Origin of the sequence: Eubacterium album (genome assembly GCF_025336545.1) — a bacterium.
GTDB classification, from domain to species: Bacteria; Bacillota; Clostridia; order Lachnospirales; family Lachnospiraceae; genus Eubacterium_U; species Eubacterium_U album.
The window spans coordinates 212,529-234,448 of record NZ_JAODBU010000008.1 but is presented as its reverse complement, the minus strand read 5'-3'; the positions used below and the strand labels follow the sequence as shown (position 1 = coordinate 234,448).

The window sequence follows — 21,920 nt, the reverse complement described above, 5'->3', positions numbered from 1 at the left end:
GAAATGGAGAAATCAAGTGAGAGATAAATTAGTATTAATAGATGGACATAGTATTTTAAACAGAGCATTTTATGGTGTCCCTGATTTTACAAATTCTGAAGGAACACATACAAATGCTATTTTTGGTTTTTTAAATATTTTGTTTAAAATTATTGATGAGGAAAATCCAAAATATTTATGCGTTGCATTTGATGTACATCAACCTACATTTAGGCATGAAATGTACAAAGAATACAAGGGTACAAGAAAGCCAATGCTTCCTGAATTAAAACAGCAGGTACCTTTGATGAAAGAAATGCTTAAGGCTTTGAATATTAAAACAACTGAACTTGCTGGATTTGAAGCTGATGATATACTTGGAACACTATCTAAAGCAGGTGAAGAGCAGGGACTTGAGGTGTCTGTTATTTCAGGAGATAGAGATTTACTTCAGTTAGCAACAGAACATGTTAAAATCAGAATCCCTAAAACAAAAAAAGGAAAAACAGAAATTGAAGATTATAATGTTACACAGGTATTAGAAAAATACAGCGTGACACCTAAGGAATTTATTGATGTGAAGGCACTTATGGGAGATTCTTCTGATAATATTCCAGGAGTTCCGGGGATTGGAGAAAAAGGTGCAACTACAATTATAAGTGAATATGGTTCTATTGAAAATGCATTTGAACATGCAGATGATATAAAAAATAAAAGAAACAGAGAAGCTTTAAAAGAACATTTTGATATGGCCCAAATGAGCAAAACACTTGCTACTATAAATACAAGCGTACCTGTTGAAGTGAAAATATCTGATTGTGTTTTAGAAGATATGTTTAATAAAGAAGCACTTGCAATGGTAAAGAAATTTGAATTTAAAAGCATGATTTCTAAATTTGATTCAATAAGCACAGAAAATACTTTTGAAGAAAACTTTAAGATAATGGAGGATTTTGGTGAAGTTGAAAATCTATTGTCAGAAATTCAAAAATTAAAGAAAGTTGGATTGTTTATCGATTTAAATAATGATGAAATCAGAGGAATTTCTATAACTATAAGTGATGATGAAACATACTATATTCCTGTAAGTGGGTTTATAACAGGTGAATATTTAAAAGAAAAATTAAATTATATTGTAAGTAATGCTGTAGAAGTTAGTGTGAATGATATAAAAAGTAATCTTAGATTTGTAGAAACGGAGACTGAAAATAAATTATTTGATGCAGGAATTGCAGCATATTTACTTAATCCCTTGAAATCTACTTACGAATATGATGATATAGCAAGAGACTATTTAGAGTTTGAAGTGCCTGCATATGATGAAATTTTCGCAAATTATAAAAAGGATAAAAGTGTTTTAGAAAACATAGATAATATTTCTAAATATGCTTCATATAATTCTTATGTATTGTATAAATCTATTGAACCTTTAAAAGAAAAATTAGAAAACGAAGGAATGATAGATTTATATGAAAAGATTGAGGTTCCTTTGACGTATGCATTGTATGATATGGAAAAAACAGGTATTAAGGTTGAGGCTGATTCATTAAAAGAATATGGTGATAAGCTAGCTGAAAGTATTAAAACGCTTGAAGAAGAAATTTATAAAGAGGCCGGACATGAATTTAAAATAAATTCACCTAAACAGCTTGGTGAAATTTTATTTAACGAAATGGGTCTTCCGGGTGGCAAAAAGACAAAAACAGGTTATTCGACATCTGCGGATGTTTTAGAAAAATTAAAGCCGGATTATCCGTTTGTTGAAAAAATATTATCTTACAGACAGGTTACAAAATTAAAATCAACTTATGCAGATGGACTTGCCGGGTTTATAGAAGAAGATGGTAGAATTCATGGCAAATTTAATCAGACAATTACTGCGACAGGAAGAATCAGCAGTACTGATCCAAATCTTCAGAACATTCCTGTTAGAACTGCACTTGGTAGAGAAGTTAGAAAAGTATTTGTTCCAAAAGAAGGATGTGTGTTTGTGGATGCAGATTATTCTCAGATTGAACTTAGAATTTTAGCTCATATGTCAGATGATGAGAATCTGATAAATGCTTATAAAGAAGCAAAGGATATACATCAAAGCACAGCATCTTTGGTATTTAATGTACCTTTAGATGAAGTTACTAAAGAACAGAGAAGCAATGCTAAAGCAGTAAATTTTGGAATTGTTTATGGAATCAGTTCATTTGGATTAAGCCAGGATTTATCAATCAGTAGAAAAGAGGCTGATAAATATATCAAGGACTATTTTGTAAGTTATCCGGGCGTAAAAAAATATTTGGATGATGCTGTCGAAAGTGCAAAAGAAAAAGGCTATTCAGTTACTTTATTTGGAAGAAGACGTCCGATACCGGAATTGAAAAGTGGCAATTTTATGCAAAAATCGTTTGGGGAAAGAGTTGCCATGAATGCACCGATTCAGGGAACAGCTGCAGATATTATGAAAATCGCAATGATTAACGTGGACAAAGCTTTAAAAGAACAAAATTTAAAATCAAAGATAGTATTGCAGGTTCATGATGAATTGTTGGTTGAAGCTTACAAAGATGAAGTGGAACAGGTAAAACAAATTTTAGTTGATAATATGAAGAATGCGGCTGATTTGCGTGTGGCGTTAGAAGTTGAGGTTGAAGTTGGGAACAACTGGAATGAAGCTCATTAAAGATTACTTCATAATACAAAATTATAAATAACAATAAAAAATGTATTTAATATACATCTAATAAGGAAACAAATAAATGATAATAGGAATAGTAGGTGGTGTGGGCTGTGGAAAGTCTACAGTCCTCACATATTTAAAAGAAAAATACAATGCTTATATAATCGAAGCTGATAAGGTGGCTAAAGAAATCATGGAAAAGGGAAATGAAGTATACAATAAGGTGATACGAGAATTTCCCGAGAGCCTAGATAAAGATGATAATATAGACAGAAAAAAACTCGCGAAAATTGTATTTAATGATGCAAAAAAATTAGAGACATTAAACAATATTACTCATCCGGGAACAATTAAGGAAATAACTGACAGAATCAATAATAGTTCAAATCAACTTGTTATTGTTGAGTCAGCTATCTTAATTGGAAGTGGTATTGATAAAATGTGCGATGAAATATGGTATGTTTATTGTGATTTAGAAAAAAGAATTAAGAGATTGATGGATAGCAGAGGATATAGTGAAGAAAAGACAAGAAACGTTATTATGAATCAAATGTCCGAAGAAGAATTTAATCGTGTTTCAGATGAGTTTATAGACAACTCTAATAGCGAAGAAGAAACACATGAACAGATAGATTTCATACTTTCTTCACAATTTTGTTAAAATAAATTATTGACTTAAAGATGAAAAAATCTTACAATATGTAGCGTGCTACATGTTGTAAGATTTTTTAGTATGAGGTGAAAATTTGGAACATTATGGAATATTAATTAAGAAACTTGATAAAGTATTCAAACAAAATTTTAATCAGGAACTTGAAAGAGTCGGACTGACTTTTTCTCAAATGCGTGTTTTACGTTTCATAGAAGATAATCCCAAGATGAAAATAACTCAAAAAGATATTTCGAATGAACTTGATATTCAGCATTCTACAACTATTGGGCTTTTGAAAAGAATGCAGGAAAAAGGATTGGTTAGAGTTGTTGTAGATGAAGATAATCGAAGATGCAGGAATATATTTTTGACAAAAAAAGCAGAGGATATAAGTTATGAAATGGAAAAGGGAAGAGAAATTATGGAAAGCAGAGTGGTCAAATCCTTTACTGACGAAGAAAAGGAAACTTTTTACAGATTGTTAAATAAGGCTATTGATAATTTAAAGGATTAAGGAGAACGTTATGATTAAAAGATTATTACAGGAAGTCAAAGAGTATAAAACGGCTTCAATATTAACTCCTATATTTATGATTGGAGAAGTAATTTTTGAAACATTAATTCCATTTATTATGGGCTTAATTATTAATAATGGAATTAATGGAAATAATGGAAAAGGTGACACTAATTATATTGTAATGATGGGTGTAATAATGTTTGTTTTTGCATTATTAGGTCTAATTGCAGGAATGGGTGGAGGAATTACAGGTGCTAAGGCATCCACAGGATTTGCTAAAAATTTGCGTGAAGCAATGTTTAGAAATATTCAGACATTTTCATTTGCAAATATTGACAAATTTAGTACATCAGGACTTGTAACAAGAATGACAACGGATGTTACTAATGTACAGAATGCATATCAGATGATTCTTAGAATGTGTATTAGAGCACCATTTAGTATGATATGTGCTATGGCAATGGCATTTTACATAAGCCCAAGAATTGCAACAATATATTTAATTGCAGTTATAATTTTAGGAATTATTTTAGTATTTATTATGTTAAATGCAAATAAATATTTTAAACAGGTTTTTAGAAAATATGATGATTTAAACGAAAGCGTGCAGGAAAATGTATCAGCAATTCGTGTAGTTAAAGCTTATGTAAGAGAAGAATATGAAACAGATAAGTTTCATAAGGCAAGTAATAATGTATATAACATGTTTGTAAAAGCAGAAACAATTATTTCTTATAATTCACCTGTAATGCAGATAACAGTGTATACATGTATTCTTTTAATAAGCTGGGTAGGTGCACACATGATTGTGAATGCAAATCCTACGCTCGATACAGGAGAACTAACAAGTTTGCTTGCATACTGTATGAATATTCTTATGAGTTTAATGATGCTTTCGATGGTATTTGTTATGGTAACAATGAGTGCTGCAAGTGCAAAACGTATTGTAGAAGTATTAGACGAAAAGAGCAGCATTACAAACCCTCAAAATCCTATATTTGAAATAAAAGATGGAAGTGTAAAATTTGACAATGTTAATTTTAAATACAAAGAAAATGGTAAGAACTATGTTTTAAAAGACATTAATTTAGATATTAAATCTGGAGAAACAATAGGTATTATCGGTGGAACAGGTAGTGCTAAAACAAGTCTTGTTAACCTTATATGTCGTTTATATGATGTTAACAAAGGAAAAGTTTTAGTTGGTGGAAAAGACGTAAGAGAATACGATTTAGATACATTGCGAAACGAGGTTTCTGTAGTTTTGCAGAAAAATGTATTGTTTAGCGGAACTATTTTAGACAATCTTCGCTGGGGAGATGAAAATGCAACTGAACAAGAGTGTATAGCAGCTTGTAAACTTGCCTGCGCAGATGAATTTATTGAAAAGTTTCCTGAAAAATACAATACATATATTGAGCAGGGAGGTACAAATGTATCAGGTGGTCAGAAACAAAGAATTTGTATAGCAAGAGCGTTGCTAAAGAAACCTAAAATTCTTATATTAGATGACTCAACAAGTGCTGTTGATACAGCAACTGATGCAAAAATCAGAAAGGCATTTGCACAGGAAATACCAAATACTACAAAATTTATTATTGCACAACGTATTTCAAGTATTGAAAGTGCAGATAAAATAATCGTTATGGAAAACGGTGAAATTAATGGATTTGGAACTCATGAAGAATTACTTAAAAATAATGAAATTTATAAAGATGTATATGAATCTCAGACTGAAGGAAGCGGAGATTTTGATGAGAACGGAGGTGAACAGTAATGGCTGAAAAAGTAAAAGAATTTAAAGGAGGACCTGGAAGCAGAGGACGTGGACCAAAGCCAAAGGTTGATAATCCGGGAATTATTATGAAGCGATTATTTGGTATGCTGTTCAAATCTTATGGAGCAGCTCTTATAGTTGTTGCAATTTGTATAGTACTTAGTGTAGTAGCAAATGTTCAGGGAACATGGTTTACAAAAAATCTTATAGATATTTATATAATACCAATGGTTAAAACTTTAAACGCCGGCGGAGCCCCTAATTATACACCACTTATGTATGCAATGTTAAAGGTAGCTGTATTTTATGGAATAGGTGCATTATCTACGTTTGCATACAACAGAATAATGGTTTATGTTACACAGGGAACATTGAGAAATTTGAGAAATCAGATGTTTGAACATATGGAAAAACTTCCAATTAAATATTTTGATACACATTCACATGGCGATATAATGTCTATGTATACTAATGATATTGATACTCTAAGACAGATGATTAGTCAGAGCATGCCACAGTTTTTAAACAGTGGTATAACAATTGTTACGGTATTTGCCAGCATGGTTGCATTAAGTATACCTTTAACAATTGTAACTTTAATTATGATTGCGATTATGTTATATGCAACAAAAAAATCAGCAGGACTTAGTGGTAAATATTTTATTAAGCAGCAAAAAGATATAGGTAAAGTTAATGGATTTATCGAAGAAATGATGGAAGGGCAGAAAGTAGTTAAAGTATTCAACCATGAAGAGATAAATATTAACGATTTTGTTGAAATAAATAATCAGCTATATAATAGTGCTAATAATGCAAATAAATTTGCAAATATATTAGGGCCTATAAATGCTCAGCTTGGAAATGTAAGTTATGCATTGACAGCGATTGTAGGTGGATTTTTAGCAATAAATAAAGTTACATTTTTAGGAAATGCATTAACATTGGGTGGATTAGTAAGTTTCCTTACATTTAATAAGAATTTTTCAATGCCTATAAATCAGATCAGTCAGCAGGTAAATGCAATTGTTATGGCATTAGCTGGTGCTGACAGAATATTTAAGTTGCTAGATGAAACACCTGAAACAGATAATGGTTATGTAACATTAGTAAATGCAAAATTCGAAGGCGATAAACTTGTTGAAGCAAAAGAAAAGACAGGAATCTGGGCATGGAAACATATTCACAAGGCAGACGGAACATTAGAATACAAACAGTTAACAGGAGATGTTGTATTTGACGATGTTGACTTTGGATACAACGATGACAAAATTGTTCTTCATAATGTCGATTTGTTTGCAACACCGGGTCAAAAGATTGCTTTTGTAGGTTCAACTGGTGCCGGTAAAACAACTATTACAAATCTTATTAATAGATTTTATGATATTCAGGATGGAAAAATCAGATATGATGGCATAAATATAAATAAAATCAAAAAAGATGATTTAAGACATTCTTTAGGAATTGTATTACAGGATACACATTTATTTACAGGTACTGTAGCTGAAAATATATCTTTTGGTAAATTAGACGCAACAAAAGAAGAAATTGAGTCTGCTGCAAAACTTGCAAATGCACATAATTTTATTATGAGTCTTCCTAATGGATATGACACAATGTTAACTGGAGATGGAGCAAATTTATCACAGGGGCAGCGACAGTTATTGGCAATTGCAAGAGCAGCAATTGCAGACCCACCGGTATTAATTTTGGACGAAGCTACAAGTTCAATTGATACACGAACTGAAAAATTAGTGCAGGAAGGTATGGATAAATTAATGAAAGGTCGAACAACATTTGTTATTGCTCATAGATTGTCGACTGTTAAAAATTCTGATTGTATAATGGTTCTTGAACAGGGACGAATTATTGAAAGAGGAACTCATGATGAACTAATTGAACAAAAGGGTAAATATTATCAACTTTACACAGGAAATAAAGCACTTGCATAATTGACTTTTTAGATGCGATTTGATAGCATTTATTGAGAGAAATATAATTAGAAAACAAAATCAACAAACTTAATTTTGTGAAAGTTTTCGACAATTAGTCTTTTATAAAAAGAGGCTATACATATTAGTTATAGGAGGAATTTAACATGAAGAAGATTATCACAGACAAGGCCCCTGCAGCAATAGGACCTTATTCACAGGCAGTTATTGCAAATGGAATTTTATATACATCAGGACAAATTGCATTAAATCCTGCAACAGGTGAAATTGTTGGGACAACAATTGAAGAACAGACTACTCAGGTAATGAAAAATTTAGGGGCAATTTTAAATGCAGCCGGTGTAGATTATGAAAACACAATTAAAACAACATGTTTCTTAGCAAATATGGAAGATTTTACAACTTTTAATGGAATTTATGAAAAATATTTTACAGGAAAACCTGCAAGAAGTTGTGTAGCAGTAAAGCAGCTTCCTAAAAATGTTCTTTGTGAAGTAGAAGTTATTGCAGTTGTAGATTAATTATATTAAAATCTGCCTTTATAATTTGTAAAATATGATTAGATAGGATTGTGTGAGTGCGTAACACGGAACAAACCGCATGCATCAAAGTTGGGGCCTTGGGCCCTAACATATTAAATATAAAAGTAGAGAAGGAGAAGCGATGAAAAAAGAATGGATAGATGTGTGCTCTTATGATGGTGAAGGATATTTACCTTTAATTACATATCAGTCATGGAGGGTTGCAGAACTTCGTTATTGCGAAGAATTAGAAGTTAAGAATTTAGATAAAATGCAAAAGCATGATGAAACGGATGAGGTTTTTGTGCTTTTAGCAGGCGAATGTACTTTATTTACAGGTGGAAATGGTGATGTCATATCAGAAATAGACGGTATAAAGATGGAACCACTTAAAATATATAATGTAAAGAGAGGAACGTTCCACACACATACACCTGAGAAAGGAAGTACTGTTCTCATTATAGAGAATTCTAATACAGATGATAATATAAATTCTCCAACATTAAAGATGACACCTGAACAGATTGAACAGGTTAGGAAAATTTATTATAAATTAAATAAGTAGTTTTGTTATATGTAATAAAAATTAAATATTGATTTATACGCAAAAACTGTTCCTGTCAGCGATATGGAGCAGTTTTTTGCTTATATATATATAATGTCGAAGTTAAAATTCCTCAACTTTGATGCATATGTAAAAACAACTTGAAAATTATTAAAAGATATATATGTATACATAATAATAGATTACATAAAAACATTACATTTTATATAAAAATAAAAATCATAATAGCATGATTTCTTTAATAGTGGTAGAATAGTAAATATATTTAAAAAGGGAGTAGGGCGTTGAGACTAGACAAATATTTGTGTGATATGAATATTGGCAGCCGCAGTCAGGTTAAACAATATATCAGAAAAGGATGCGTTGATGTTAACGGAGATATTATAAAAAAACCGGAACTGCACATAGATGAAACAAAGGATATAATTTCCGTTAATGGTAAAACAATTGCTTATAAGAAAAATATATATTATATGCTTAATAAACCGGCAGGTGTCGTAACTGCCGTTAAAGATTCAAGAGATAGAACAGTAATGGATTTATTTGACGCATCTATATCAAAAGGTTTGTTTCCTGTTGGTAGATTAGATAAGGATACGGAAGGGCTTTTGCTTGTCATGAATGATGGTGAGCTAGCACATATTCTTACTTCACCAACAAAACATATTGATAAAACATATTATGCAAAGATTAATGGCAGAGTGAAAAATGAGCATATTGAACTTTTTAAAGAAGGACTGGATATAGGTGAAAAGAAATTAACTAAGCCTGCGGTATTAAACATTTTAAAATCAGATGATATTTCAGAAATTGAGCTAACAATAACAGAGGGTAAATTTCATCAGGTTAAGAGAATGTTTAAAGCCATAGGTATGGAAGTTATATATTTAAAACGTATATCAATGGGAAAACTAAAACTTGATGATACACTTATGTTAGGCGATTATAGAGAACTTACAGCGCAGGAAATTGCGCAGATTGGAGGCAATGTATGAGAATAGTGATTATTACAGGAGCATCTTCCGGAATGGGAAGAGAATTTGCATTACAATTAGACAAAAAATTACATTCAATTGACGAATATTGGCTTGTCGGAAGAAATGAAGAGGAATTAGCAAAAACAAAAAAGAAAATGCATACAAAAACAAGAAATTTTATTGCTGATTTTAATTCCAGAAAGGCATTGTTTCCACTTGTACAGGAGCTAAACAATATACAGCCGGAGGTAAAGATGCTTGTAAATTGTGCCGGATTTGGAATGGTTGGATATTTTGACAGAATTTCATACAATGATAATTTGAGTATGATAGATGTTAACTGCAGAGCTTTAACTTCTTTAACACATGATTGTATTCCGTTTATGGCTGTTAATTCAAGAATTATAAATTTAGCTTCAGCAGGCGCATTTAATCCACAACCGGGATTTGCAGTTTATTGTGCAACAAAGTCATATGTATTAAGTTTTTCAAGGGCTTTAAGAGGAGAATTAAAAGATTTAGGAATATATGTTACTGCAGTATGTCCGGGACCTGTTAATACTCCATTTTTTAATAAAGCAGAAAGATATGGAAATGTTTATGCATTTAAGAAATTGTTTATGGCTGACCAGAAAGCAGTTGTAAGTAAGGCAATAGACGATAGTATAAGATGTAAAGAAATTTCAGTTTATGGAAGGACAATGAGAGCTTATAGAGTTTTAGCCAAAGTTGTTCCACATCGTTTTATAATCGAATTATTGAATTTAATGCATAAATTGAAAAAATAAATATTTAAATTTGTCATTGTTACAAGAATAATTGATAAATTAAAATGCAAAGAATTTATAATAGTTAAAATTTATATTAATCAAAATGCTATAACATAAAACGTGACTGATTATCAGCATTAGGAGATAAAATGAGAGAAATAATTATAAATAAAAATGAGGCAGGGCAACGTTTTGACAAGTTACTTTTTAAGTATTTTAACGCTGCACCTGCCAGCTTTGTGTATAAGATGCTTAGAAAAAAGAATATTACATTAAACAATAAAAAATCTGACGGAAAAGACAAACTTGCAGTTGGAGACTGTGTGAAAATATTTATGACAGATGAAACTATAGATAAGTTTAGAAGTTCAAAAAATATTGAAGCATCTGGCAAGGCAACGCATAAATTTTCGTTAGATGTAGTTTACGAAGATGAAAATGTAATTATAGTAAATAAACCGGCAGGCGTTTTAAGCCAAAAAGCAAAGAAGAATGATATTTCAATGAATGAATATATAATCGAATATTTACTAGATACAAAACAGCTTAGTGAAAATGAATTAGAAACTTTTAAGCCGGGCATTTGCAACAGACTAGACAGAAATACAAGCGGTCTGTTAATTGCAGGAAAAAGTTTATTAGGACTACAGGTGATGTCGGATATGTTAAAAGATAGAACATTTGGCAAATACTATATTACAGTCGTTTCGGGAGAAATTAATGGAAAAACAAAGATTAAAGGATATTTGACAAAAGATTCTAAATCTAACAAGGTGAAAATATACGATAAACCATTGAAAGAAAGTTCATATATAGAAACAGAATATGAATGTTTAAAAACAAATGGCAAATATACTATTTTGAAAGTTAAACTTATTACGGGAAAACCGCATCAGATAAGAGCGCATCTTGCATCCGTTAGACATCCTATAATAGGAGATACCAAATATGGAAGAGCAGATATTAATGAAATTTTCAGAAAAAAATGTGGTGTAAAATATCAACTATTACACGCATGGCAACTTAAATTTGATGAAATGCCGGATGAATTAAAAAAACTTAAACAAAAAACATTCGAAGCTAAAATTCCCCAATTATTTGAAAATGTATTTAGTGAGATTGGATTAAATTTATAAAGGAGAGAAAATGGGAACATGGAATACACGTGGGCTTAGAGGCTCTACTTTAGAGGATATGATAAATATGTCTAATGAAAGTTATAGAGAGAAAGGACTGGCTTTAATTCAGAAAATCCCAACACCTATTACTCCGGTGAGAATTGATCAGCAGACAAGACATATAACATTAGCATATTTTGATCAGCAAAGTACAGTAGATTATATAGGTGCCGTGCAGGGAATACCAGTGTGCTTTGATGCCAAAGAATGTGCTACAGATACATTTCCGATGATGAACATACATGAACATCAGGTTAAATTCATGAAGGATTTTGAAAAACAGGGAGGAGTATCTTTTATTATATTATTTTATAGTCATAAAAATGAAATGTACTATATTCCTTTCTGTGATATAGAAAAATTTTATGAAAGAAGTATAAATGGAGGAAGAAAAAGTTTCAGATTTGATGAAATAGATAAGAAATATAAAATAAAATCTGCGCCGGGTATACTGGTTCATTATTTAGAAACGATTAATATTGACCTCGAATCTAGAGAAGAATAGGCATTGACACGAAAAAAAATATATTGTATTATATTTGCTGTGCTACCGTGGTAACACATTAGCAGACTAAAGTGTAAAGGAAAGATAAAAATGAGTAAAGAATTATTACACACACCAGAGGGTGTAAGAGACGTATACGGAAAAGAGTGTGCAAGAAAGTTAACTATAGAAAATAAAATTAATAATATATTTAATTTATATGGATTCCATAATGTTCAAACACCAACATTTGAATTCTTTGATATTTTTAATAAGGAAAGAGGTTCAGTACCATCAAAGAATTTATATAAGTTTTTTGATAGGGAAGGAAATACTTTGGTATTAAGACCTGACCTTACTCCATCAATAGCAAGAATTGCAGCAAAGAATTATATGGATGTCAATGTACCTATTAAGCTTTGCTATAACGCAAATACATATATTAATAATTCAGAATTACAGGGAAAACTAAAGGAAATAACACAACTTGGTTGTGAACTAATCGGGGATGATTCAGTTGAAGCTGATGCAGAAATGGTTGCCCTTGTTGTAAATTCATTAAAGAGTGCAGGCTTTGATAAATTTCTTGTTGAAATTGGTCAGGTTGACTTCTATAAGGGACTTTTAGAAGAATGTGGATTTGAAGATGATGTTGAGGAAGAACTTAGAGTTAGAATTGAAAATAAGAATTTCTTCGGTGTTGAAGAATTACTTGATTCTAAAGATATCACTTCAAACGTAAAAGATACATTTCTTAAATTGCCTTCTTTATTTGGAAGTTCAGATGTACTTGATAAAGCAAAAGAACTTGCAACGAACGAAAAATCATTAAAGGCAATTGAGAAATTAGAGGAAGTATATTCTATTTTAGTTGATTATGGAGTTGCTGATTATATTTCATTTGATTTAGGAATGCTTAGCAATTTTAATTATTATACAGGAATTATTTTTAAGGCATACACATATGGAACAGGAGATGCAATTGTTGCAGGTGGCCGCTATGATAAACTATTAAGTCAGTTTGGGAAAGATAGCGCAGCTATAGGATTTGCAGTATATATGGATCAGCTCCTTATGGCTATGAGCAGCCAGAAAATGGAAGGTGATACAGATTATGTATATGAAGTGTTAATATATGATACAGAACTTAGAAAGACAGCATTGCAGCTTGCTACAGGTCTTAGGGAAAAAGGTATTAAGACAGAGCTTATTCCTAAGAAAGAAAATATTTCAATTGATGAGTATGTTGAATTCAAAAAAGAAGACGGAGCTGTAAATGTAACATATGTATCTAAAGATGGTGTAAAGGAATTATAGGAGATTAAATAAAATGAGATATTTAACATTTGCCCTTGCAAAAGGAAGATTAGCTAAAACAGCAATGAAAATGTTTGAAGATATAGGTATTGAATGTGAAGAAATGAAAGACGAAAAAACACGTAAGCTTATTTTTGTAAATGAAGAATTAAAATTAAAATTCTTCTTAAGCAAGGCGAGCGATGTACCTACATACGTTGAATATGGAGCTGCTGATATAGGAATTGTAGGAGCAGACACAATTCTTGAAGAAGGAAGAAAATTGTACGAAGTATTAGATTTAGGATTTGGAAAATGCAACATGTGTGTATGTGGTCCTGAATCTGCGAGAGATTTATTAAAAAATCATGGAATGATAAGAGTCGCTTCAAAATATCCAAATATTGCAAAAGATTATTTCTATAATAAAAAACATCAGACAGTTGAAATTATTAAACTTAATGGTTCAGTAGAACTTGCGCCTATTGTTGGTTTATCAGAAGTAATAGTTGATATTGTAGAAACAGGTACAACATTAAAAGAAAATGGACTTACTGTATTAGAAAAAGTTTGTCCTTTATCAGCAAGAATGGTTGTTAACCAAGTAAGCATGAAGATGGAAGATGAAAGAATTAGAAAAATCATAAAGGATTTGAGGGCTAATATTAAATAATTCCTATACAAATTATTGTAAATTTGATGTATAGTAGTATGTGGTAAAAGGAGAAGAAATTATGCGTATTGTAAAGTTAGATGAAGCTTCTAAGAAAAATATTTTGACTGATTTACTTAAAAGAAGTCCTAATAATTACGGAAGTTATAATGACAGTGTAAATGAAATACTTAATAATGTTAAAGAAAATGGCGACAAGGCTGTTTTTGAATATACAGCAAAATTTGACAAGGCAGATATTAATGCAGATAATATCGTGGTAACAAAGGAAGAAATTGAGGAAGCGTATAATTTCCTTGAAAATTCTGAATTAGTAGATGTTATTAGAAAAGCAATTAAAAATATAAGGGAATATCATGAAAAACAGCGTCAATACAGTTGGTTTGACAGCAAGCCTGATGGAACAATTTTAGGTCAGAAAGTTACTGCACTTGAAAAAGTAGGTGTATATGTACCTGGTGGAAAGGCAGCATATCCATCATCTGTATTAATGAACATTATTCCTGCAAAGGTTGCCGGTGTTGACAGAATATATATGGTAACACCTCCGGGAAAAGATGGAAAAGTTAATCCCGGAACACTCGTAGCTGCAAATGAAGCAGGTGTAGATGTAATTTATAAAGTAGGTGGAGCACAGGCGATTGCTGCTTTGGCATTTGGAACTGAAAGCATTCCTAAGGTTGATAAAATTGTAGGCCCTGGAAATATTTATGTTGCTCTTGCTAAAAAGGCAGTATTTGGTTATGTAAGTATTGACAGCGTTGCAGGACCAAGTGAAATCCTTGTGTTAGCAGATGAAACATCAAATCCAAGATATGTTGCTGCAGATTTGCTTTCACAGGCAGAACATGATGAATTAGCGTCAGCAATTTTAGTGACAACAAGTATGGATTTGGCAAAAAAAGTATCAGAATATACAGATATGTTTGTTTCTAAATTATCAAGAAAAGCAATACTTGAAAAATCATTAGATAATTTTGGATATATTTTAGTTGTTGATACATTAGATGAAGCAATTTCTGTTGCAAATGATATTGCAAGTGAACATTTAGAAATTGTTACTAAAAATCCGTTTGATGTAATGACAAAAATTAGAAATGCAGGGGCTATTTTCCTTGGAGAATATAGCTCAGAACCACTTGGAGATTATTTTGCAGGACCAAACCATGTTTTACCGACTAATGGAACAGCAAAATTCTTCTCGCCACTTAGTGTTGATGATTTTGTTAAGAAATCAAGTATTATTTCATATTCAAGACAGGCATTAGAACCTATAAGCGAAGATATTCAGAAGTTTGCAAAGGCTGAAGGATTAACAGCTCATGCAAATTCTATCCGTGTAAGATTCGATGAAAATGATGAAATATAAAATATAAGGAAGGTAGCGGTATATGAACAGAGTAGGTACTTACAGCAGAAAGACAAATGAAACTCAGATTGATATTACATTTAATATAGATGGAAAGGGAAAAGCTAATATTGATACAGGAATTGGCTTTTTTGACCATATGCTTAATAATTTTGCAAGACATGGTTTATTTGATTTAGATGTAAAAGTTAAGGGAGACTTATTTGTTGATTGCCATCATACAATTGAGGATACGGGAATTGCTCTTGGTATTGCCATAAAACAGGCACTTGGAGATAAAAAATCAATCAAAAGATATGGCTCTGTAATTTTACCGATGGATGAATCTTTGGTGCTATGTTCGCTTGATTTGTCAGGAAGACCTTATTTAAATTTTGATGCTGAATTTACAGTAGATAAAGTTGGCGAATTTGATACTGAAATGGTAAAAGAATTTTTCCATGCCATAGCATATGCTGTAGGAATGAATTTACATATAAAAATGCTTGAATCCGGTAATAATCACCATATGATTGAAGGGATTTTTAAAGCATTTTCCAAATCACTGGACAATGCAACAATGATTGATGAAAGAATTGAAGATGTACTATCTACGAAAGGAAGTTTATAATAAATGAGTTTTAGAATTATTCCTTCCATTTATTTAAAAGATGGAAAGGTCGTAAATAAAAATACAATGGAAATTGTTGGTGACGGAGATGCAGTAGCACTTGCAACTTTGTATAATAACAGAGGAGCTGATGAATTAATTATTTTTGATATATCAGAAACAGATTCTCAACATGATAACAATATTGGAACAATGGTTTCTATTGCTGATGCGGTGGATATTCCGATATTAGTTGGCGGAAATATTAAAAGACTTGAAGATGTAAAGAAATACATATATACAGGTGCTAAGAAAGCGATTTTAGACGGAAATAAAGAAAGTAATCTTGAATTAGTATCTGAGGCTTCTGAAAGATTTGGAAGTGACAAGATTGCTGTAATGATAGACAGTACTTTTGATATGAACAAAATAAAAACATTAAAATATGATGGAGCATCTCTTATTATTGCAAATAATTGTGCAAGAGAAGCTTTAGGATATGGCATAAGGGTTTTAGCTTATGACTGTATGTATAGTTTTGAGGATATTATTTCATTTGCAAAAGAAGAAAAAGTGTATGGTGTTTCACATGCAGGATTAGATGAGGCATTTGATTATATGAATTTCAAGGCTCAGTTAAAGGATGAAGATGTAAAAGTTGATGTTTTAGAATCAAAGATTACATTTGACAAATTTAAGACTAATAGTGATGGAATGATTCCTGTAATTGTTCAGGACTATAAGACTGATAAGGTATTAATGCTTGCATATATGAATGAAGAGGCATTTAATCTTACAATTAAGACGGGAAAAATGACATATTTTAGCAGAAGCCGTAATGAAATATGGGTAAAAGGATTAACATCCGGTAATTTCCAGTATGTAAAGGAATTGTCTATGGATTGTGATTTAGATACAATGTTAGCTAAAGTACATCAGGTTGGAGTTCCGTGTCATACAGGAGCAGACACATGCTTCTTTAATGAACTTGTTAAGAAAGAGTTTGATGAATCAAATCCAATTCATGTATTTGAAGATGTATATAAGACAATTTTAGACAGAAAGGTAAATCCTAAAGAAGGTTCATATACTAATTACTTATTTGATAAGGGAATTGATAAGATATTAAAGAAAGTCGGAGAAGAAGCAACTGAAATTGTAATTGCAGCAAAAAATCCGGATCCACAGGAAGTTAAATATGAAATATCTGACTTTTTATATCATGTAATGGTATTAATGGCTGAAAAGGGAGTTACATGGAAAGAAATCACTAAGGAATTATCACGAAGATAATGGATATAATATTTATATATTTATTTACAAAAAGAACTGCTTAAGGGTGGTTCTTTTGTTTTTATAATAATTATGATAATAGATAGTTTAAATAATCAACTTATGTTTAACAGAATTCGACCCATTAGGATAACTGTAGTTGTAAAATTTTTGGTGATATAGTATTATATTAATATGAGTAAAAATGATTTTATTGTATTAAATTACTAAAGAAATATAAATGTTTTTCTAATGCTACAATAAAAATTAATCGAATGTTTTGGGGTCAGTTATTCATAATAGTATAAGAAATGGAGCAAAAAAATGAAGACAGGAATTATATTTGATTTAGATGGCACTTTATGGAATGCTACAAAGCAGATAGCAGAGTCATGGAATGTTGTCTTTGAGAGATATGATGACATTGATTTAAGACTAACAACTAAAGAGTTAGAACAGCAGATGGGTAAGCTTATGGAAACAATTGCTGATAATCTTTTACCAAATATACCTGTAGAACGTCGCTACAAGATTTTGCAGGAATGTTGCGAGTACGAAAATGAATATTTACTTACACATTCAGGAGTGTTGTACCCTGACATTAAAGATATATTTAAGAAATTAAATGAAAAATATAGCGTTTATATTGTCAGCAACTGTCAGGCTGGATATATAGAGGCATTTTTAAAGGTTACAGATTTAGGAGAATATGTAACTGATTTTGAAAATCCGGGAAGAACAGGGAAGCCAAAAGCTGACAATATTAGATTAGTAATTGAAAGAAATAATCTTGATAAAGCATTTTATGTTGGAGATACACAAGGCGATTATGATGCAACAATGGCAGCTGGAATCCCATTTATATTTGCAGCATACGGATTCGGAAATATAGATGGTGATGAAGAAGAAATTCAGGGATTAAATGAATTGCCTGATTTAATAGACAAATTAGTAGAAAAGTAGGATAGATTTTTGAAAAAATTAGCATTATCAGATGAGATTTTATTGCAGGTAGATAAGCCGGCAAGATATATTGGAAATGAAGTTAATATGATTGTAAAGGATCCAAAAAAAGTGGATATACGATTTGCAATGTGCTTTCCTGATGTATATGAGATTGGAATGTCACATTTAGGAATACAGATTCTTTACGACATGTTTAATAGACGTGAAGATACTTATTGCGAGAGAGTTTATTCTCCATGGCTTGATTTGGATAAAATAATGAGGGAAAAAGATATTCCGTTATTTGCAATTGAAAGTCAGGAACCTATAAAAAATTTCGATTTTTTAGGTATAACATTACAATATGAAATGTGTTATACAAACATTTTACAGATTTTAGATTTATCTAAAATTCCTTTAATTGCTACAGAGCGTGGAGAGGACGACCCTATTGTTATTGGAGGAGGCCCATGCTCATACAATCCGGAACCAATTGCAAACTTCTTTGATATGTTCTACATTGGTGAGGGCGAAACTCAATATGATGAGTTATTAGATATTTATAAAGAAAATAAAAAAAATGGTGGTTCGAGAAAAGAATTTTTAGAAAAAGCAGCCCATTTATCATGTATATATGTTCCACAGTTTTATGATGTTACATACAACGAAGATGGAACAATTAAAGAAATGATAAAAAATAATGAGAATGCAAGGGATAAGGTTAGAAAAGATATAGTTCTTGATATGAATGAAGTATATTATCCGACTAAGCCTTTAGTTCCTTTTATTAAAGCAACACAGGATAGAGTTGTACTTGAAGTTATGAGAGGCTGCTCAAGAGGATGTAGATTTTGTCAGGCGGGTCAGGTTTACAGACCTGTAAGAGAGAAAAGTCTTGAAAAATTAAAAGATACTGCACGAAAGATGATTGAATCAACAGGTCATGAGGAAATTTCATTAAGCTCATTGAGTACAAGTGATTATTCACAGTTAAAGGGAATAGTTAATTTCCTAATTGATGAATTTAAAGAAAAAAATATAAATATTTCATTACCGTCACTTAGAATTGATTCATTTGCGCTCGACATAATGAGTAAAGTTCAGGATGTAAAGAAAAGTTCGCTTACATTTGCACCTGAAGCAGGAACTCAGAGAATGAGAAATGTAATAAATAAAGGACTTACAAAAGAAGATATACTTAATGGTTCAAGACTTGCATTTAAAGCAGGATGGAATAAAGTAAAATTATATTTTATGTTAGGACTTCCCGGTGAAACAACAGATGATATAGAAGGAATAATGGAACTTTGCGAAGAGATTGCAGAAGAATATTATGCTACTGTTCCAAAAGAAGAACGTATTGGAAAATGCCAGATTACGGCAAGCACATCATTTTTTGTGCCAAAACCATTTACAGCTTTTCAATGGTCTCCAATGAACACTATTCCTGAATTCTTAGATAAAGCTAAAATTGTTAATGACAAGATGAAATCTATGCTCAACAGAAAAAGCCTTAAATATAATTGGCATGAAGCTGATGTAAGTGTATTAGAAGGTCTTTTTGCAAGAGGAGACAGAAAATTATCAAAGACATTATTATCAGCATATAAAAAAGGCTGTCTATATGATTCATGGTCTGAAAGTTTTGATTTTGAAAAATGGAAAGAGGCTATTGAAGAAACGAATGTGGATTTGGACTTCTATATAAGCAGACAAAGAAGTGAGGATGAAATATTCCCGTGGGATTTTATAGATGCGGGAATTACAAAAGAATTTTTGCTTCGTGAATACCATAATTCACAGGCACAAAAGGTTACACCAAACTGCATGACAAGATGTTCGGGATGTGGTGCAAACTCATTTGGAGGAGGAATATGTTATGAAAATAAGAATTAAATTCTCTAAACAGGGACACATGAAATTTATTGGACATCTTGACACGATGAGATATTTTCAAAAAGTTATGCGTAGAGCAAATGTTGATATTTGTTATTCGGAAGGATTTTCACCGCATCAGAAAATGTCTTTTGCAGCACCGCTTGGAGTTGGTATAGTAAGCAATGGTGAATATTTTGATATTGAAGTTAACTCTACAGATAGTTCTAATGAAATGATAAAACGTATTAACGAGGCTAATGTAGAAGGAATTGAAGTTTTAAAATATAAGTTACTTGATGATAACGCAAAGAATTGTATGGCAATCATTGCTGGAGCAGATTATACGGCATTAGGACTTAACAAATTATTAACTAAAGATGATTTGGTAGTATATTTAAGTCAGCCGGAAATAGTTGTTTTAAAGAAAACGAAAAAAAGTGAGAAAGAAATTGATATTAAACCGTGGATATATGAACTAAAACTAACGGACGAAGGGTTGTTTATGAAAGTTGCTCAAGGTAGTGCTTCTAACCTTAAACCGGATTTAGTTGTTTCATCATTGTTTAATTATTTGCAAAAAGATATTCCGTCATTAATTACATACCAAAGAGAGGAAATGTATTGTATGGTGGATGATAAATTAGTTCCTTTAGATGAAATAGGAGAGACAATTGAGTAGTACTGATGGTTTAACAAATGAGTCAGAATCAAAATTGATTTTATCTGATTTTTATAATGACAAATTATTGGGATTTTATTTTTATAAAGAAAAGTTACAAAGAATAACTTATATGGATAGCGAGTCTGTTGTTGGTAATATTTATATTGGATATGTAAAAGACGTAGTAAAAAATATAAATGCAGCATTTATTGAATTTGGAAATGGCTTGAAGGGATATTATTCTTTGAATGATAATTCCCCATTTTTCTTAAATGTAAAAAATAACAATAAAGTATGCCAGGGTGACAAAATTTTAGTTCAGGTGTCTGGAGATAAAATTAAAACTAAAGATTATTCACTAACATCAAATATCAATCTGACGGGAAAATACTGTGTACTTACAGTTGGAAATACTAATATAAGTATTTCTAAAAAAATTCAGGACAAGACAACAAGAAATCAGCTAACAAGAATACTTGATAAGTATAAAAACGATGAATATGGTTTTATTGCCAGAACATCAGCAAAAGATGCAAAAGAACAAATGATTGAAGGCGAAATCATAGATCTGATAAATCAGCTTGAAGAAATAAAAAACAAAGCTATGCATTTAAAAGGAAAATCTATAGTTAAAGAAAATGAGTCAATCTTAACAAAAGAATGTCAGGAATTTATCGATAAAGAAAATGGAATTGTTATTACTGATAAGAAACAGATTTTCGATGAACTTTCAAAAAACAAAATTAACTGTAAATTTTATAATAGAGATTTGCCTTTATTCAAATGCTATTCATTGGAAAAGCATCTTATGTCCGGAATAAATAAAAAAGTATGGTTAAATTCTGGAGCATATCTGATCATAGAGCCGACAGAAGCATTGACTGTAATTGATGTAAACACGGGAAAAGCTGAACTGAAATCAAATAAAGAAGAAACATTTTATAAGATAAATATTGAGGCTGCGCATGAAGTTGTCAGACAGTTGAAAATCAGAAATATTTCGGGAATTATTATTGTTGATTTTATTTCAATGCGAAATAAGGAAAATGAACAGATATTACTTAACAAGATGAATGAAATTCTTAAATATGATTATTCAAGATGCATTGCAGTTGATATTACAAAGTTAGGATTGATGGAAATTACAAGAAAAAAAGGAAAAAAATCTTTATACGAAATAATTCAGAAATAATATGT

The 21,920-nt window shown here is 31.1% G+C and carries 20 protein-coding genes; all 20 read left to right on the top strand.

Annotated elements, in window-relative coordinates; genetic code table 11:
• Positions 1-16: 16 nt before the first annotated feature.
• Positions 17-2,653 carry a DNA polymerase I gene (polA, locus tag N5B56_RS09935; protein ID WP_117909336.1) on the top strand — a complete coding sequence of 879 codons (2,637 nt, stop codon included), beginning with the start codon at positions 17-19 and terminating at the stop codon, positions 2,651-2,653.
• A gap of 76 nt (positions 2,654-2,729) precedes the next feature.
• On the top strand, positions 2,730-3,311 hold the full coding sequence (coaE, locus tag N5B56_RS09930) for a dephospho-CoA kinase (protein ID WP_260978841.1): 582 nt from the start codon (positions 2,730-2,732) through the stop codon (positions 3,309-3,311).
• Between the two features lie 85 nt (positions 3,312-3,396).
• Positions 3,397-3,816 (top strand): MarR family winged helix-turn-helix transcriptional regulator, encoded by a 420-nt coding sequence (locus tag N5B56_RS09925; RefSeq protein ID WP_260978840.1) that lies wholly within the window; start codon positions 3,397-3,399, stop codon positions 3,814-3,816.
• Positions 3,817-3,826: 10 nt separating this feature from the next.
• Positions 3,827-5,596, top strand: a complete 1,770-nt coding sequence (locus tag N5B56_RS09920) for an ABC transporter ATP-binding protein (RefSeq protein ID WP_260978839.1) — start codon at positions 3,827-3,829, stop codon at positions 5,594-5,596.
• The gene (locus N5B56_RS09915) at positions 5,596-7,545 is read left to right on the top strand and encodes an ABC transporter ATP-binding protein (protein ID WP_260978838.1); all 1,950 of its coding nucleotides are present in this window, start codon (positions 5,596-5,598) and stop codon (positions 7,543-7,545) included. Before N5B56_RS09920 ends, N5B56_RS09915 begins: the two co-directional genes overlap by 1 nt.
• A gap of 146 nt (positions 7,546-7,691) precedes the next feature.
• On the top strand, positions 7,692-8,066 hold the full coding sequence (locus N5B56_RS09910) for a RidA family protein (protein WP_022089561.1): 375 nt from the start codon (positions 7,692-7,694) through the stop codon (positions 8,064-8,066).
• Positions 8,067-8,208: 142 nt separating this feature from the next.
• Positions 8,209-8,631 carry a cupin domain-containing protein gene (locus N5B56_RS09905; protein WP_117909340.1) on the top strand — a complete coding sequence of 141 codons (423 nt, stop codon included), beginning with the start codon at positions 8,209-8,211 and terminating at the stop codon, positions 8,629-8,631.
• A 284-nt stretch (positions 8,632-8,915) separates the two neighbouring features.
• On the top strand, positions 8,916-9,626 hold the full coding sequence (locus tag N5B56_RS09900; RefSeq protein WP_260978837.1) for a pseudouridine synthase: 711 nt from the start codon (positions 8,916-8,918) through the stop codon (positions 9,624-9,626).
• Entirely contained in the window at positions 9,623-10,396 is a 774-nt protein-coding gene (locus N5B56_RS09895) for an SDR family NAD(P)-dependent oxidoreductase (protein ID WP_260978836.1), read from the top strand. The genes N5B56_RS09900 and N5B56_RS09895 overlap by 4 nt, the downstream gene beginning before the upstream one ends.
• A 131-nt stretch (positions 10,397-10,527) precedes the next feature.
• Positions 10,528-11,514, top strand: coding sequence for an RluA family pseudouridine synthase (locus N5B56_RS09890; protein ID WP_118565078.1), 987 nt, complete (start codon positions 10,528-10,530; stop codon positions 11,512-11,514).
• 10 nt (positions 11,515-11,524) lie between these two features.
• Positions 11,525-12,061, top strand: a complete 537-nt coding sequence (locus tag N5B56_RS09885) for a Holliday junction resolvase RecU (RefSeq protein WP_260978835.1) — start codon at positions 11,525-11,527, stop codon at positions 12,059-12,061.
• Between the two features lie 90 nt (positions 12,062-12,151).
• Positions 12,152-13,357, top strand: coding sequence for an ATP phosphoribosyltransferase regulatory subunit (gene hisZ / locus N5B56_RS09880; protein WP_260978834.1), 1,206 nt, complete (start codon positions 12,152-12,154; stop codon positions 13,355-13,357).
• Between the two features lie 13 nt (positions 13,358-13,370).
• Positions 13,371-14,009: an ATP phosphoribosyltransferase gene (gene hisG, locus N5B56_RS09875; protein WP_022089568.1), complete on the top strand. Its 639-nt coding sequence runs from the start codon at positions 13,371-13,373 to the stop codon at positions 14,007-14,009.
• A 61-nt stretch (positions 14,010-14,070) separates the two neighbouring features.
• On the top strand, positions 14,071-15,378 hold the full coding sequence (gene hisD / locus N5B56_RS09870) for a histidinol dehydrogenase (protein WP_260978833.1): 1,308 nt from the start codon (positions 14,071-14,073) through the stop codon (positions 15,376-15,378).
• A 22-nt stretch (positions 15,379-15,400) separates the two neighbouring features.
• Entirely contained in the window at positions 15,401-15,988 is a 588-nt protein-coding gene (gene hisB / locus N5B56_RS09865) for an imidazoleglycerol-phosphate dehydratase HisB (RefSeq protein ID WP_117909346.1), read from the top strand.
• A 3-nt stretch (positions 15,989-15,991) separates the two neighbouring features.
• The gene (gene hisIE, locus N5B56_RS09860) at positions 15,992-17,260 is read left to right on the top strand and encodes a bifunctional phosphoribosyl-AMP cyclohydrolase/phosphoribosyl-ATP diphosphatase HisIE (RefSeq protein WP_260978832.1); all 1,269 of its coding nucleotides are present in this window, start codon (positions 15,992-15,994) and stop codon (positions 17,258-17,260) included.
• Positions 17,261-17,563: 303 nt separating this feature from the next.
• Positions 17,564-18,202, top strand: coding sequence for an HAD family hydrolase (locus N5B56_RS09855; RefSeq protein WP_117909348.1), 639 nt, complete (start codon positions 17,564-17,566; stop codon positions 18,200-18,202).
• Positions 18,203-18,211: 9 nt separating this feature from the next.
• Entirely contained in the window at positions 18,212-20,080 is a 1,869-nt protein-coding gene (locus tag N5B56_RS09850) for a TIGR03960 family B12-binding radical SAM protein (protein WP_147585894.1), read from the top strand.
• Positions 20,064-20,741 (top strand): TIGR03936 family radical SAM-associated protein, encoded by a 678-nt coding sequence (locus N5B56_RS09845; RefSeq protein ID WP_260978831.1) that lies wholly within the window; start codon positions 20,064-20,066, stop codon positions 20,739-20,741. The genes N5B56_RS09850 and N5B56_RS09845 overlap by 17 nt, the downstream gene beginning before the upstream one ends.
• The gene (locus N5B56_RS09840) at positions 20,734-21,915 is read left to right on the top strand and encodes a ribonuclease E/G (protein ID WP_260978830.1); all 1,182 of its coding nucleotides are present in this window, start codon (positions 20,734-20,736) and stop codon (positions 21,913-21,915) included. The genes N5B56_RS09845 and N5B56_RS09840 overlap by 8 nt, the downstream gene beginning before the upstream one ends.
• Positions 21,916-21,920 lie beyond the last annotated feature (5 nt).

What these genes read in the sequence shown, in the direction of transcription:
- N5B56_RS09915 (WP_260978838.1), top strand. Translation starts at nt 5,596, where the DNA reads ATGGCTGAAAAAGTAAAAGAATTTAAAGGAGGACCTGGAAGCAGAGGA.
- N5B56_RS09920 (WP_260978839.1), top strand. Translation starts at nt 3,827, where the DNA reads ATGATTAAAAGATTATTACAGGAAGTCAAAGAGTATAAAACGGCTTCA.
- coaE (WP_260978841.1), top strand. Translation starts at nt 2,730, where the DNA reads ATGATAATAGGAATAGTAGGTGGTGTGGGCTGTGGAAAGTCTACAGTC.
- N5B56_RS09905 (WP_117909340.1), top strand. Translation starts at nt 8,209, where the DNA reads ATGAAAAAAGAATGGATAGATGTGTGCTCTTATGATGGTGAAGGATAT.
- hisB (WP_117909346.1), top strand. Translation starts at nt 15,401, where the DNA reads ATGAACAGAGTAGGTACTTACAGCAGAAAGACAAATGAAACTCAGATT.
- hisD (WP_260978833.1), top strand. Translation starts at nt 14,071, where the DNA reads ATGCGTATTGTAAAGTTAGATGAAGCTTCTAAGAAAAATATTTTGACT.
- hisIE (WP_260978832.1), top strand. Translation starts at nt 15,992, where the DNA reads ATGAGTTTTAGAATTATTCCTTCCATTTATTTAAAAGATGGAAAGGTC.
- N5B56_RS09855 (WP_117909348.1), top strand. Translation starts at nt 17,564, where the DNA reads ATGAAGACAGGAATTATATTTGATTTAGATGGCACTTTATGGAATGCT.
- N5B56_RS09890 (WP_118565078.1), top strand. Translation starts at nt 10,528, where the DNA reads ATGAGAGAAATAATTATAAATAAAAATGAGGCAGGGCAACGTTTTGAC.
- N5B56_RS09910 (WP_022089561.1), top strand. Translation starts at nt 7,692, where the DNA reads ATGAAGAAGATTATCACAGACAAGGCCCCTGCAGCAATAGGACCTTAT.
- N5B56_RS09885 (WP_260978835.1), top strand. Translation starts at nt 11,525, where the DNA reads ATGGGAACATGGAATACACGTGGGCTTAGAGGCTCTACTTTAGAGGAT.
- hisG (WP_022089568.1), top strand. Translation starts at nt 13,371, where the DNA reads ATGAGATATTTAACATTTGCCCTTGCAAAAGGAAGATTAGCTAAAACA.
- hisZ (WP_260978834.1), top strand. Translation starts at nt 12,152, where the DNA reads ATGAGTAAAGAATTATTACACACACCAGAGGGTGTAAGAGACGTATAC.
- N5B56_RS09845 (WP_260978831.1), top strand. Translation starts at nt 20,064, where the DNA reads ATGAAAATAAGAATTAAATTCTCTAAACAGGGACACATGAAATTTATT.
- N5B56_RS09895 (WP_260978836.1), top strand. Translation starts at nt 9,623, where the DNA reads ATGAGAATAGTGATTATTACAGGAGCATCTTCCGGAATGGGAAGAGAA.